Below are 14,113 nucleotides of genomic sequence, written 5' to 3'. Positions count from 1 at the left end.
TAGGTGAACTCGGGATGCTCTGGACCTTCCAGATACCCTTTTGCAGGGTTATTTGCCTATAAGTTTTTCGATCATCTTCCTGCTCTTCCACATTTTTATCTGTCTCTCCCTGCTCAGGGCTTCGGATTTTTTGGCAAACTGCTCTTTGTAAACCAGCACCCAGTCATCGGCTCTGCCGGTAAATCCTTTGTGCTTCCAGTTGTGGTTGTCCAGTCGTTTGGATAATTGTTGGGTATATCCTACATAGTATTTGTTCAATTTCTTGGAATATAGTATGTGGGTGAAGTAGTGCATATAAAAAAAGCCTCACGTGTGTGAAGCTTTTGATGTGGGCGCTGAGGGATTCGAACCCCCGACCCTCCCGAGGTGAACTCGGGATGCTCTGGACCTTCCAGATACCCTTTTGCAGGGTTATTTGCCTATAAGTTTTTCGATCATCTTCCTGCTCTTCCACCTTTTTATCTGTCTCTCCCTGCTCAGGGCTTCGGATTTTTTGGCAAACTGCTCTTTGTAAACCAGCACCCAGTCATTGGCTCTGCCGGTAAATCCTTTGTGCTTCCAGTTGTGGTTGTCCAGTCGTTTGGATAATTGTTGGGTATATCCTACATAGTATTTGTTCAATTTCTTGGAATATAGTATGTGGGTGAAGTAGTGCATATAAAAAAAAGCCTCACGTGTGTGAAGCTTTTGATGTGGGCGCTGAGGGATTCGAACCCCCGACCCCTTGGGTGTAAACCAAGTGCTCTGAACCAACTGAGCTAAGCGCCCTTGCTTTGTTAGCGGTTGCAAATATAAACTAGTTTTTGCTTTCCACAAATATATTATTGAAAAATATAAGATAATTTATAATAAAGCGAGTGACCGTTCCAGGGCCATCCCTCGTGAGCCTTTAATTAGGATGGTGTTTTTATCTAATTTTTCGGCTATTAGAGCATTTTTAAAAGTTTCAAAGTCCCTGTGTTTTGTAATATGGGTAGCTGTGGTTTCAGTTTTACTGAAATTTTCACCAACCAAATATGCTTTGCCGAATTTATGTTCAGCAAGATAATCTGTAATGGCTTGGTGTTCTGCTTCGGCTTCAACTCCCAGCTCGAACATATCTCCCAAAATCATGATTTTGTTGTGGCCTTCAGCTTGCTTGAAATTTTCTAAGGCAGCCATCATGCTCGTGGGATTGGCGTTGTAGGCATCCAAGAGAATGGTATGTCCATTTTGCTGGATGATCTGCGAACGGTTGTTCTGTGGTATATACCCTTCTATCGCTTCTTTTATTTTTTCTGCTGAAACTTTGAAATAGTCTCCTATGGCGATAGCCGCAGCAATGTTATGGAAATTGTATAGCCCAACTAAGTTACTTTTTATATCCGCTCCTTTATACTGGACAATCACGTTGCCTGTAGCATTTTTAAGAGCAACATAGCAGTCTTGATTGCTATCGCCAAAAGTGTATTTGGAGAGCGGTTTGGAGATTTCAACTTGCTGGGGATCGTTGGCGTTCACAAAAATGAGTTTGTTGTTTTTTTGGAGGTGGGCATACAGTTCGGTTTTGCCTTTAATAACACCTTCTAGGCTGCCAAAACCCTCTAAGTGCGCCTTGCCAAAGTTTGTAATGTAGCCGTAATCTGGGAGGGCTATCTTGCATAGTTGTGCAATCTCCTTTAAGTGATTGGCTCCCATTTCTACAATACCTATTTCTGTCTCGGCAGACATAGAGAGTAGGGTGAGGGGGACACCTATGTGGTTGTTCAGGTTTCCTGCAGTAGCAGTGGTTTTGAAACTTGTAGCCAAGACTGCGTTTATAAGCTCTTTAGTAGTGGTTTTACCGTTGCTCCCTGTAAGAGCGACTATAGGCACCTTTAAATAGTTGCGATGGAATGTGGCAAGTTTTTGAAGTTGTTCGAGTACATTTCTACATAGAATGGTTTCGCCCGTGTTCTTATGAAACCCCAAATCGTCTATCACTACTTTATATGCCCCTTTGTCCAATGCCTCTTGGGTAAATGTATTGCCGTTAAAGTTATCGCCCCTTAGGGCGAAGAATAGACAGTTTTTGGTAATCTTTCTAGTGTCGGTACAAATGCCGCTACTCTCAAGAAAAAGTTGGTGTAGTGCTTCTGATTTCAATGGTGTGGGTTTTGGGATAAAGGTATAAAAAAACCCTCCATTGCAAGATGCACGGGAGGGTTTGTATGCTGTACTATAAGTTTAGTGTCTTGGACGCTTCCCTTTTTTGGATTTTGAACCTACACGGGACATCGCACATCTAAACCCGATATAGTCCGTAGCCATATCTTGCGGGAAGAAACGACGTTGTGCTGGATCCAACCAGTAATCGCGGTCTCTCCAAGATCCTCCTTTGTAAACACGTACTTCATTATCTATAAGTGTTGTTCTAGAAGAGGTCTGGTCGTATTGACGGTCTAAAGATCCGGTGCTATCTGCCGTGACACTGTGTTTTGGTGAATTGTACATACGCTTTCCATCCTGGCTTCCTTCACTGTCAAAATCGCTAAAAGAAGAGTAATGACGTGTTGAGCGTCTGTCTCCATCACGGAAATCACGGTTGTCACTTTCTGAGAATTGTGTTCTTAGGTATGTTTCGTTCTCATCAACAGGCACCTGGGCGATCTCTCCCGGGAAATTTCTAGCCACGATCTTACCGTTGCTTAAGGTGTCATACACTATAGAGTCTGCAGTGATAATTTTTACTTTTCCATCTTCGCCAATAGCGTTTTTGGTGTAAACATTTCCGCGATAGTAGTTAAAGTCGTTAAACTCATCATCAACAATAGGGCGGTATACATCTGCAACCCATTCGGCTACGTTACCAGCCATATCGTAAAGGCCAAAGTCGTTTGGCTCGTATGATTTTACTTCGGCAGTAATATCGGCACCATCGTCACTCCATCCTGCAATTCCACCGTAGTCACCATCACCTTGCTTGAAGTTGGCCAATTGGTCACCTCGATTTCTTCTTTTGCTGTTACGGGTATATTGCCCATCCCAAGGATATTTTTTTCTACCTCTATATACATTGTAGTTTCTAAGCTCAACAAGACCTAGGGCAGCATATTCCCACTCAGCTTCGGTTGGAAGTCTGTATGCAGGTAATAATAATCCGTCCTTACGCTGTACATATAGATTTGTACTGTCCTTGCTTCTTTTTGCTAAACTTTCAGAGCGCTTACCACCTCTGGTAATAGAGTCGTTCCCTCCGTACGTTTGGGTTGGAGCGTTCAAATAGGTATCTGTGTTGAAAGTTTCACCTGGCTCAACTTCGTAACGGGCATTTCTAGTAGTAAAACCTTCTTCTTCTAGGATAAGCTCGTTCACACGATCTGTACGCCAGTTACTGAATTCTACAGCTTGCAACCAACTTACTCCCACAACTGGGTAGTCTGCATAGGCAGGGTGGCGCAAGTAATTGTTTGTCATTACTTCGTTAAAACCTAAACGGTTTCTCCATACCAAGGTATCTGGCACGGCGCCATCATAGATACGACGGTAGTTTTCATCCTCTGGGGGGAACACACGCTTTAACCAATCTAAGTATTCTAGGTACATTAAGTTGGTTACCTCGGTCTCATCCATATAGAATGACTGAACGTGTTGTTGGTTTGGGGAGTTGTTCCAGTCGTGCATTGGGTCGTCCTGTACACGGCCCATAGTAAAGGTTCCACCCTCTACAAATACAAGTCCTGGACCTGTCTCTTGTTCTTTGGCTTTTGGGTTGTACTGAAAGCCACCTTCTTTGGAGTTCATCTTCCAACCGGTTGCTCTCGAGCTGTTTTTGTAGTCGCGGGATTTGTTACAGCTGGTAATAAAGGCTGCCACAGCAACTAATAATAGTGCTTTTAGGGCTAAGTTTTTTATCATGTTCATAGGTTCAATTATGAATAAATTGGGTTCGCAATATAATAATTAACGATAAAAGCGCAATAATATTTTGCCATATTATGCACCGTAAGGCTCGATTGTTTGTATCGACCCATCATAAACGCACTTTTTTTTCAAATATTATGGTAAAATGTTATTTCTGTAAAAAACTTTCAATTTGCTACACTAAGCGTATCTTTGGAGCGTTACAAGTTATGATGAAAAAGTTAATAGTACTATTCCTTCTATTTCCCTTATCCCTGCCTCTTTATTCACAAAGCAAACAATTTGTTGTGCCTTGGGAGGGTGAGAATACCTCTAAAACCCAAAAAGGAACCATATCCCAAACTAGGACAGTGCCCCAACCTGCCAGCAAAACTTCTGGGCAGCAGTTGCGTGTGGACGAGACATCGCTTTTCTATGCATCGCAATGGAAGGACAGCAGGGTAGTGAACCAAAACTCGCTAAGGATTGGCAATGTAGTGTATGCGCCCATGACAAGTGCAGAGCTCAAAGGGATAAATAAGGACCTTGTGCCATCACAGATTGAATATACCATTTCCAGCACCAGGGCAAGGGATGTACTGTATACAGCGCTAAAGGTCTCGCCCGTTGTAAAAAGCGGTTCGGGATATCAAAAAGTGGTTTCCTTCAATGCGTCGTACGCCTACGGAACTGAAAGACAGAATAATGCCACAAGAATGCCCATAACCAACTCTGTACTGGCAACTGGAGATTGGTATAAGTTTAAAATAGAAGAAACAGGGGTGTACAGGATTACAAAGGATTTCCTGAACAACATAGGGATGAATACGGACGGCGTGGACCCCAGAAACATTAAAATTTACGGGCATGGTGGAAAGCCGCTCCCTAGGTATAGTGGAATTCCCGTGGCTTTTGATTTGCCAGAGAACGCCATCCAGGTTATAGGAGAGGGAGATGGTAGTTTTGATAGTGGCGACTCTATCCTTTTCTACGGAATAGGAACCAAAGGATACGACCTTGAGAATGACACCAACTTAAACCCCTATAGCGACGAGGCCTTTTATTATGTTACGGCCAATGGCAGTGCGGGTAAACGTGTGCAGTCAATGGTGGAGCCTACGGGCAATGCCACCACTACTATTACAGCGTTCAACGATTATAAGTTCCACGAAGAAGATGAATTTTCACCAGCAAGAGTGGGTAGGCGTTGGTTCGGGAACAGGTTTGATGTAGAGAACGAACAGGAATTTTCTTTTGAGTTTCCCAATATAATTGCCGGAAGTGAAATGCAAGTGGTGGTAAAAGCAGCTGCAGCTTCAGAGAGAGCATCTTCCATGGCGGTGAGTGTGAATGGGTCAAGCTTAACGCCGCTTAATTTTGGCGCTATTAGTGGTCAAAATTTATTGAATACTGCTTCTAGGGAATACGATATACCTGCTGGTAACGAACAGGTAGATGTGATCCTAAATTATAACAACAATGGCAATCCTTCAGCAAAAGGATATTTGGATTATATAGGTGTCTCTGCAGAGAGAAGATTGTCTGGTACGGGCAATCAATTGAACTTTCAATTTAATGATGCTGCTACACTGTCTGGTGTAGGGGAGTACCAAATAAGCAATGCATCGGGTTTCTCCCAGGTCTGGGATGTTACCGATACCGACTTTATTACCTCAGTAACCAATGAAAACACGAGTGCCAACTTCGGCTTCAAGGTTACACTGGGGCAGTTGAGGAAATATGTGGCCATAGATCCTTCAGATTACTATAGCCCCATAGAGGTGCCAAACGCCAATGTGCGTAATCAAGATCTAAAGGGAAGTATTCTCGAGGATGTTTCGGGGAACTTCAAAGATTTGGAATATCTTATTATTGCACCGCCATTCCTATTGCAGCCCGCATTGCGCCTGGCAGACCATCATAGGAATTCGAGCGGTATGCAGGTGAAGGTGGTCACTACCGATAAAATTTATGAGGAGTTCAGTTCTGGCCAGCAGGACATAAGCGCCATACGGAATTTTGTACGCTACATTTATGAAAACGCTTCCAGCCCAAGCCAGGCATTAAAATATTTGTGTTTGTTTGGGGATACCTCCGTAGATTATAAAAATAGACTGATTGATAATAATAATGCTGTCCCTACATTCCACACCTTGAGTAGTGTAAGTACCTCAAATTCGTTTATGAGTGATGATTTTTTCGGAAGCATAGGCCCTTTTGAAGGAACCATAGGTGGTACGGCTCTCAATGAGGGTGGCGGCACTCTTAATGATAACGATAATTTGGACATTGCTGTAGGTAGGATTATCGCAGACAATGTACAGTTGGCCAACCAATTGGTGGATAAAATTATTAATTACGCCTCGCGTGCTTCCTACGGAAACTGGCGAAATAACTTTGTGTTGATTTCTGACGATGTAGATAAAGACTGGGAATACACAGCTATCCAAAAAAATCTGGATGGGTTGGGAGATGAGATTTCAGACAACAAAGACTTTATAAACGTCAAGAAAATACATACCGATGCCTTTTTGCAAGAAACATCGGCAGGGGGGAATAGGTACCCAACCGTTACCAAAGAGATTCAAAATAAAACCGAAGTTGGGGCACTCATCATCAACTATTTTGGTCACGGTGGAGAAGATGGTCTTGCCAAGGAATTCATTTACACAAAAGGGGTGGCCGAAAATTTAAAGAACCCAGATAGGTTGCCATGTATTGTTACCGTAACCTGCGAGTTCACAAAATTTGATGATCCCGAAAGGATTACTGCTGGGGAACTTACATATTGGAATACTGAAGGAGGTGCTATTTCGCTCATTACAACCACCAGATCTATTACGGTGAGTACGGGTGTGGCTTTTAATAGAGAGCTGGCGCCACTGCTTTTCGGCTATAATATGAACGATGTGATTACTCCAGCTGAAGCTACACGTCGGGCTAAAAATATACTCTCTAGTAATAATTCAAGACGGGTTGTGTTCTTTATAGGGGATCCAGCCTCAAAACTTGCCTTCCCTACTCCGGGCATTCGGCTTACTTCTTTGAATGGGGCACCTATAAGCGCTTCGTCGCCACCATTGCAGGCTTTGGGTAAAGTGAAGTTTACGGGGGAGGTAATAGACCAGAACGGAAGCCTTATCCCCTCCTACAATGGAACCCTTGCTGTGAAACTGTTTGATAAAGACGTAGAGCGCCTCACGTTAGGAAACGATAACGTAAGGGACGACTCTACCGATATTGATGGAGATGGAATTGTGGGTAGCGGGGATTTGCTGCAAATGCGTTTTAAGACCTTGGGCGAAGGTCTCTTCAATGGTCAGGCAAGTATCACTGGTGGAAAATTTGAGTTTGAATTTGTCGTTCCCCGAGACATACAAATTCCTGTGGGGAACGGTAGGATAAGCTTGTATGCCCAAAATAATATTAGGCTTGAGGACCAAACAGGCTTCAACGAGGTGATTAGGATAGGAGGACTCAACGAAGATGCCCCGGCCGATAATGTAGGGCCGCGTATCAACCTGTTTATGAATGACGAAAGTTTTGTTTCCGGAGGAATTACAAACGACTCCCCTATATTATTGGCAAAGCTGGAAGACGAAAACGGGATAAACACAGCCAGTGGGATAGGGCACGATATGATCGCTATCTTGGACGGGGACGAGGCCAACCCTATTGTTCTGAATGAATTTTACCAATCTGAAGTTGACGATTTCACGCAAGGAACCGCTACCTATAACCTTAGGGACTTGGAAAAAGGACTGCATACCCTTACCCTTAAGGCGTGGGATGTGTACAACAATTCCTCAACGGCCGATATCCAATTTATCGTAGCTGGAGATGATGAACTGGAAATAACACGCGTCCTTAATTACCCCAATCCTTTTGTGAATTATACCGAGTTCTGGTTTAACCACAACCGCCCATTCGAGCCTTTAGAGGTTCAGGTACAGGTGTTTACCGTAACTGGAAAGGTGGTCTGGACCAAGAACCAAACCATCTCTACCGATGGTTTCCTGTCCCGAGATATTGTTTGGGACGGTCGTGACGATTTTGGAGACCGAATAGGAAAAGGCGTATACGTGTACAAGATTACCGTAAAATCTCCGTTAACCAATAAGCAAGTTGAAAAATTTGAAAAACTTGTCATCCTTTAATAATTGAAAATTAAACCTATATTTGCAAAAATTTTTTACCTCATGAAGAAAATTTCTATCTTGATTCTACTGGCCTTGGTTGCTTTTGAAACATCTGCCCAAGGTGGTGCGGATCCAACTTTGGGTAACAGAGTAATTACTACTGGTGTTCCTTTTGTGTTAATTTCTGGAGATCCAAGATCTGCAGGTATGGGAGATATTGGCGTGACCACCTCGGCCGATGCTTTTTCACAACAATGGAACCCTGCAAAATATGCCTTTGCTATCTCAAAACAAGGAGTAGGGGTTACCTATACACCTTATTTGAGCCAGATTGTAAACGATATATTCCTTGGTAACTTAGTGTATTACAACCGTATCAACGAGCGTAGTGCGGTAGGAGCAAGCTTGCGTTATTTCAGTGTAGGTGAAATTGAATTGAGAGAAACCGCAGACGGACCAGTAAATACAGTAAAACCCAATGAAATGTTGTTGGATGTGTCTTACTCATTACGTTTAAGTGATCGTTTCTCCATGGGAGTTGCCGGACGATACATCAGGTCCGACCTCAGGATCCCAACCGTAAATGGAGACGATGCAAACGCAGCAAATACCTTTGCCGTGGATATCGCAGGATATTACCAATCTGAAGAAATAGCCTATAACGATTTTGATGGACGCTGGAGAGCAGGTTTCAATTTTTCAAACATTGGCCCTAAGTTGAAATATGACGAATCTGGACAAGAAAACAACATACCTACCAATATGGCCTTGGGTGCTGGTTTCGACTTTATCCTAGATGAATATAACAAGATAGGTGTCTCTGCTGAAGTAAATAAACTGTTGGTGCCAACCCCACAGGATTTTGATGGCGATGGCGATATAGATAGAGAAGATGACGAGGAGTACGAGGACATCAGTTTCTTTTCTGGAATCTTCCAGTCTTTTGGTGATGCCCCAGATGGTTTCAGTGAAGAGTTGAAAGAATTTACCTGGGCCTTGGGTGCAGAGTACTGGTACCAGGATGTGTTCGCATTCCGTACAGGATATTTCAATGAAAGTGACGAAAAAGGATCTAGAAAATTTCTTTCCCTAGGTGCTGGATTTAAGTATACGGCTATCAACATAGATGTCTCGTACCTGTTCTCAACTTCAGCGGTACGAAGTCCGTTGGAGGGAACACTTCGTTTCGGGCTTACCTTCAACTTTGGAGACGAGTACGACGAATACTAAAAAATTATATGGCAAAGAAGCTCACCATCACAACCCAACTCACGGTTTTTCAATCTATAGACGAGCTTCCACAACCTATTCAAGAATTAATGCATAAGGCGCAAGAAGCTCGAGAAAGAGCCTATGCGCCTTATTCGCTTTTTAAGGTGGGTGCTGCACTACAATTGGCCAATGGAGAAGTGGTCATGGGCAACAACCAAGAAAACGCAGCTTTTCCTTCCGGGCTCTGTGCCGAACGGGTAGCTGCTTTCCACGCAGGGGCAACCTATCCCGGAGTTGCCTTTCAGGCAATGGCTTTAACCGTACGTTCCCTGCAGAAAGAAGTAAACACACCCACTCCTCCGTGCGGTGCCTGCCGCCAATCCTTGGCAGAATACGAGGTAAACCAAAAAACACCCATTGCTATTTATTTTATGGGTGAGACTGGAAAAGTTGCGCAGGCAAGTTCAGTAAAAGACTTGTTGCCCTTTGTTTTTGATAGTACCTTTTTACAGAACATTTCCTAGTGTATAGGCTATTTAAATTCTTGATAAAAAGCGACACAAGGATGTTCTCTTCATAAATAGTATCGTACCTATATTTTAGAAACTAAAGTTTCATATACGATTTTAAAATTCCTATTTTTGTTATTCGCGAAAAAATTAATGCTGAACTTTATCTCAGTAATCCAACACGAATAGTTGATGAAAAAAATCACCAAGAAAACATACCTGGACTGGTATGAGAACATGCTCTTTTGGCGTAAGTTCGAAGACAAGCTGGCGCAAGTGTACATCAATCAAAAAGTGCGTGGTTTCTTGCACCTCTACAACGGGCAGGAAGCAGTACTTGCCGGAGCATTGCACGCCATGGACCTCACCAAGGATAAAATGATAACCGCTTACCGTAACCACGTACAGCCCATTGGAATGGGCGTGGACCCAAAAAAGGTAATGGCAGAGCTCTACGGAAAAGCCACTGGAACCTCACAAGGACTGGGAGGCTCCATGCACATATTCTCCAAGGAGCACCGTTTTTATGGTGGTCATGGGATCGTGGGAGGACAAATACCACTTGGTGCTGGGATAGCGTATGGTGACAAATACCACGATCGTAAGGCTGTAACCCTTTGTTATATGGGAGACGGTGCCGTACGTCAAGGGTCGTTGCACGAAACGTTCAACCTCGCTATGCTGTGGAAATTACCGGTGGTGTTCTGTTGTGAGAACAATGGGTACGCTATGGGAACTTCGGTAGAGAGGACAGCAAACCATACCGATATCTGGAAACTAGGGCTAGGGTATGAGATGCCCTGTAAGCCAGTGGACGGGATGAAACCAGAGGTGGTTGCCAAAGAAATGGACGAGGCTATAGACCGTGCCCGCCGTGGCGATGGGCCAACCTTTTTGGAAATTCGCACCTACCGCTATCGAGGCCACTCCATGAGTGACGCACAACATTACCGTACCAAGGAGGAAGTTGCCAAAAAACAAGAAGAAGACCCAATCTCCTACGTGCTGCACCATATCTACGAAAAGAAATGGGCTACGGAGGAAGAAATAAAAGAAATAGACAAACGTGTGAAGGATAGGGTAAAAGAATGTGAGCAATTTGCCGAAGAATCTCCATACCCAGAAAAGAACGTGATGTACGACGCAGTGTACGAACAAGAAGATTATCCATTTTTACCTCATAAACTATAACCAATGGCAGAAGTAATAAACATGCCTCGTTTGAGCGATACCATGGAAGAAGGAACCGTGGCTTCTTGGCTTAAAAAAGTGGGCGACAAAGTGGAAGAAGGCGATATTCTTGCCGAAATTGAAACCGATAAAGCTACTATGGAGTTCGAATCCTTTTACGAGGGGACACTGCTCCATATTGGTATTGAAGAAGGGGACACCGCAAAGGTAGATAGCCTCTTGGCCATTATTGGTGAGGAAGGAGAGGATATTTCAGGATTACTGGATGGTGGGACTGAAGACAAAACTGAAAAAGGAGAGAAGCCTGAGGATACTTCCTCAAAAGATGAAGCTGAAGCTGAAGACGAAGCAGAAGCTACTGAAGAAAATGACGCTAACGAGGCAGAGAGTGACGAGGAACTTCCCGAAGGTGTAGAGGTGATCACCATGCCGCGTTTGAGCGATACCATGGAAGAAGGAACCGTTGCCACTTGGCTCAAAAAAGAAGGCGATGCCGTTGAAGAAGGTGATATTCTGGCCGAAATTGAAACAGACAAGGCCACTATGGAATTTGAAAGTTTCTACTCGGGAACGCTGCTAAAAATAGGTATTGCCGAAGGTGAAACAGCAAAAGTAGACGAGCTTTTGGCCATAATAGGCCCAGAAGGGACGGATGTCTCTTCTATTTCAACCAAGCCGAAAACTACAGCCAAGAAAGAAAAATCCGAAGAAAAGCCTTCCTCTAAAAAAGCTGAGGAAACTGAAACAAAAAAAGAAACTCCTAAAAAAGAAGAGAAAAAGAAAGAGGCATCTTCATCTTCTACTTCGAGTTCAAGCTCAAAGAGAATCTTTGTATCCCCATTGGCAAAGAAAATGGCCGAGGAGAGAGGAATCAACCTTAACCATCTTTCTGGAAGTGGAGAAAACGGGCGGATCGTAAAAAGCGATATTGAAAATTACCAACCAGCTGCAGCGGGCGCAGGAGCTTACCAACCTGTAGGTGAAGAAGCTTGGGAAGAGACCAAAAACTCCCAAATGCGCAAAACCATTGCCAAACGTCTGGGCGAGTCCAAGTTCACCGCACCGCATTATTATCTTACAGTTGAACTGGATATGGATAACGCCATTGCATCCAGAACGGCAATCAATAGCAATCCGGATGTAAAAATTTCATACAACGATATGATTGTGAAGGCCTGTGCCATGGCATTACGCAAGCACCCACAGGTAAACAGCCAGTGGACTGGAGATACCACAAAAATCGCAAAGCACATCCACATGGGTGTTGCCGTAGCAGTAGATGAAGGATTGGTAGTTCCTGTCTTGAAATTTGCAGACCAAATGACCTTCTCCCAAATTGGGGCCAACGTTAAGGAACTGGCAGGCAAAGCACGCAATAAAAAATTGACGCCAGACGAAATGCAGGGAAGCACGTTTACGGTTTCCAATCTGGGAATGTTTGGTATCAAAGAATTTACCAGTATCATCAATGCGCCCAACTCTGCTATTTTATCTGTTGGTGCCATTGTACAAAAGCCAGTTGTTAAAAATGGTGCCATTGCGGTTGGAAACACTATGACCGTAACCTTGGCTTGTGACCATCGTACCGTAGATGGTGCTACAGGAGCACAATTTTTGCAAACTGTACGACAGTATATTGAAAACCCTGTCACTATGTTTGTGTAATCTAACCTCCCCACTGTAAAGAGGGGATCGAGGGGTGTGTTCTTTTAATTTTTTAACGAAACCTGAATAATTCTATGCCAAAACAAAAAAACATCATAATTACAGGTACAAGCAGGGGTATAGGTTACGAGCTGGTTTCGTTACTTACAGATGCAGGACATAATGTGCTTGCCTTGTCGCGTGATGCTGCGCCAGTTTCGGGATTAGATATTTCAAATTGCTGGTGTTTTTCTTGCGATATTACGGACAAAAAGGATATCGCCCGTGTAAGACAATTCTTGAACGAAACCTGGACCCACGTAGATATACTTATCAATAATTCGGGCTATTTGATAAGCAAACCCTTTTCAAAACTGAAACGGGAAGACTTTGAAGATAGCTATTCCGTAAATGTTTTCGGTGCCGCTGCAATGACACAAGTTGTATTGCCTTTTATGAAAAAGGACGGCCACGTTGTAAACATTAGTAGTATGGGCGGTATTCAGGGAAGTTTGAAATTTCCTGGTCTGGCAGCCTACAGCAGTAGCAAAGGAGCACTTATTACACTTACCGAAGTCCTGGCCGAAGAATATAAAGAAACAGGTCCTAGCTTTAACTGCTTGGCCCTTGGTGCCGTACAGACCGAAATGCTGGAAGAAGCCTTTCCGGGTTACGAGGCGCCCACTACAGCCAAAGAAATGGCACAGTACATTATGGACTTTTCGTTAACGGGCAACAAAATGTACAACGGGAAGATCCTACAGGTTTCCAGTTCTACACCTTAACGGTCGTTTCGATACTTCGGCAAGCTCAGTACAGATTTGGAGACATAAATTGAATCCCAATTGGTAGAATGTGATCTCTCAGTCGTGACTTCTTGGAGATGACAAAACAAGTAAATTTCACTATTTTTGAACTGTGCAAGAAATCCTCGCGAAATACATTCCGCAAGCTGCTGTTGAGCCTACTTTTGAGCTCATAAAAACGAATAATGTGTATTTGAAAATCGTGAACGAACGGGTAACCCGTCACGGCGATTATCGCAAGACGCCCAACGGCCAGCACCAGATTACAGTTAATGCCAATCTTAACAAATACCGTTTCTTGATCACGCTTATACACGAGATTGCACATTTGGTAGCGTTTTCGAAATTTGGCAGGAACATAAAGCCCCACGGGAAGGAATGGAAACACAGCTTCACCATGTTGATGCTGCCCTACATCCGCCCAGAGATTTTTCCCAGCCAATTGTTGCCTCTGTTGGCGATTCATTTTAAAAATCCGCGGGCGAGCAGCGATACCGATGCCAAACTTTCACTGGCCTTAAAACAGTATGATGCCCCCAACGATAAAAACTATATCTTTGAGATACCCCCCGGTGGACTGTTCCGTTTGTACAACGGGAAAATTTTTAAACGGGGTAACAAACGGGTAAAACGTTACGAATGTCTGGAAGTGAGCACGGGAAGGATGTATCTCTTCAATCCCAATGCCGAGGTGGAATTTTTGCATTCTTGACTTTTGTTCAAATTAAAAATTATACCCTGTTTTATAAAG

11 protein-coding genes and 1 tRNA gene are annotated in these 14,113 nt (G+C 43.6%); 7 read left to right on the top strand and 5 right to left on the bottom strand.

What is annotated here, in order from left to right; all coding sequences use genetic code 11:
- Positions 1 to 48: 48 nt before the first annotated feature.
- The 5 genes from C8D94_RS13345 to gldJ all read right to left on the bottom strand — a co-directional run bounded on the left by C8D94_RS13345 (position 49) and on the right by gldJ (position 3,882).
- Entirely contained in the window at positions 49 to 294 is a 246-nt protein-coding gene (locus tag C8D94_RS13345) for a GIY-YIG nuclease family protein (protein WP_115124457.1), read from the bottom strand.
- A gap of 117 nt (positions 295 to 411) precedes the next feature.
- Positions 412 to 657 (bottom strand): GIY-YIG nuclease family protein, encoded by a 246-nt coding sequence (locus C8D94_RS13340; protein ID WP_115124456.1) that lies wholly within the window; start codon positions 655 to 657, stop codon positions 412 to 414.
- 36 nt (positions 658 to 693) lie between these two features.
- Positions 694 to 768 (bottom strand) — tRNA-Val (locus C8D94_RS13335).
- A gap of 75 nt (positions 769 to 843) precedes the next feature.
- The gene (locus C8D94_RS13330) at positions 844 to 2,124 is read right to left on the bottom strand and encodes a UDP-N-acetylmuramoyl-tripeptide--D-alanyl-D-alanine ligase (protein ID WP_115124455.1); all 1,281 of its coding nucleotides are present in this window, start codon (positions 2,122 to 2,124) and stop codon (positions 844 to 846) included.
- Between the two features lie 81 nt (positions 2,125 to 2,205).
- On the bottom strand, positions 2,206 to 3,882 hold the full coding sequence (gene gldJ, locus C8D94_RS13325) for a gliding motility lipoprotein GldJ (RefSeq protein ID WP_449405539.1): 1,677 nt from the start codon (positions 3,880 to 3,882) through the stop codon (positions 2,206 to 2,208).
- A gap of 209 nt (positions 3,883 to 4,091) precedes the next feature.
- On the opposite strand from gldJ, the gene porU reads away from it, so the two are divergent.
- The 7 genes from porU to C8D94_RS13290 all read left to right on the top strand — a co-directional run bounded on the left by porU (position 4,092) and on the right by C8D94_RS13290 (position 14,074).
- A complete protein-coding gene (gene porU / locus C8D94_RS13320) occupies positions 4,092 to 8,018 on the top strand; it encodes a type IX secretion system sortase PorU (protein ID WP_317047734.1) in 3,927 nt (1,308 codons plus the stop codon).
- A gap of 42 nt (positions 8,019 to 8,060) precedes the next feature.
- Positions 8,061 to 9,230 carry a type IX secretion system outer membrane channel protein PorV gene (gene porV / locus C8D94_RS13315; RefSeq protein WP_115124510.1) on the top strand — a complete coding sequence of 390 codons (1,170 nt, stop codon included), beginning with the start codon at positions 8,061 to 8,063 and terminating at the stop codon, positions 9,228 to 9,230.
- An 8-nt stretch (positions 9,231 to 9,238) separates the two neighbouring features.
- Positions 9,239 to 9,736: a cytidine deaminase gene (gene cdd, locus C8D94_RS13310; RefSeq protein WP_115124452.1), complete on the top strand. Its 498-nt coding sequence runs from the start codon at positions 9,239 to 9,241 to the stop codon at positions 9,734 to 9,736.
- 177 nt (positions 9,737 to 9,913) lie between these two features.
- Positions 9,914 to 10,912, top strand: a complete 999-nt coding sequence (gene pdhA, locus C8D94_RS13305; protein WP_115124451.1) for a pyruvate dehydrogenase (acetyl-transferring) E1 component subunit alpha — start codon at positions 9,914 to 9,916, stop codon at positions 10,910 to 10,912.
- A 3-nt stretch (positions 10,913 to 10,915) separates the two neighbouring features.
- Positions 10,916 to 12,577 carry a pyruvate dehydrogenase complex dihydrolipoamide acetyltransferase gene (locus C8D94_RS13300; protein WP_115124450.1) on the top strand — a complete coding sequence of 554 codons (1,662 nt, stop codon included), beginning with the start codon at positions 10,916 to 10,918 and terminating at the stop codon, positions 12,575 to 12,577.
- Between the two features lie 74 nt (positions 12,578 to 12,651).
- On the top strand, positions 12,652 to 13,341 hold the full coding sequence (locus C8D94_RS13295; RefSeq protein ID WP_115124449.1) for an SDR family NAD(P)-dependent oxidoreductase: 690 nt from the start codon (positions 12,652 to 12,654) through the stop codon (positions 13,339 to 13,341).
- Between the two features lie 133 nt (positions 13,342 to 13,474).
- Positions 13,475 to 14,074 (top strand): SprT-like domain-containing protein, encoded by a 600-nt coding sequence (locus tag C8D94_RS13290; RefSeq protein WP_115124448.1) that lies wholly within the window; start codon positions 13,475 to 13,477, stop codon positions 14,072 to 14,074.
- Positions 14,075 to 14,113: the final 39 nt, after the last annotated feature.

Source organism: Marinirhabdus gelatinilytica (assembly GCF_003353425.1).
Classification (GTDB): Bacteria; Bacteroidota; Bacteroidia; order Flavobacteriales; family Flavobacteriaceae; genus Marinirhabdus; species Marinirhabdus gelatinilytica.
The sequence above is the reverse complement of the archived record's forward strand: the minus strand, read 5'-3'. Positions and strand labels throughout refer to the sequence as shown.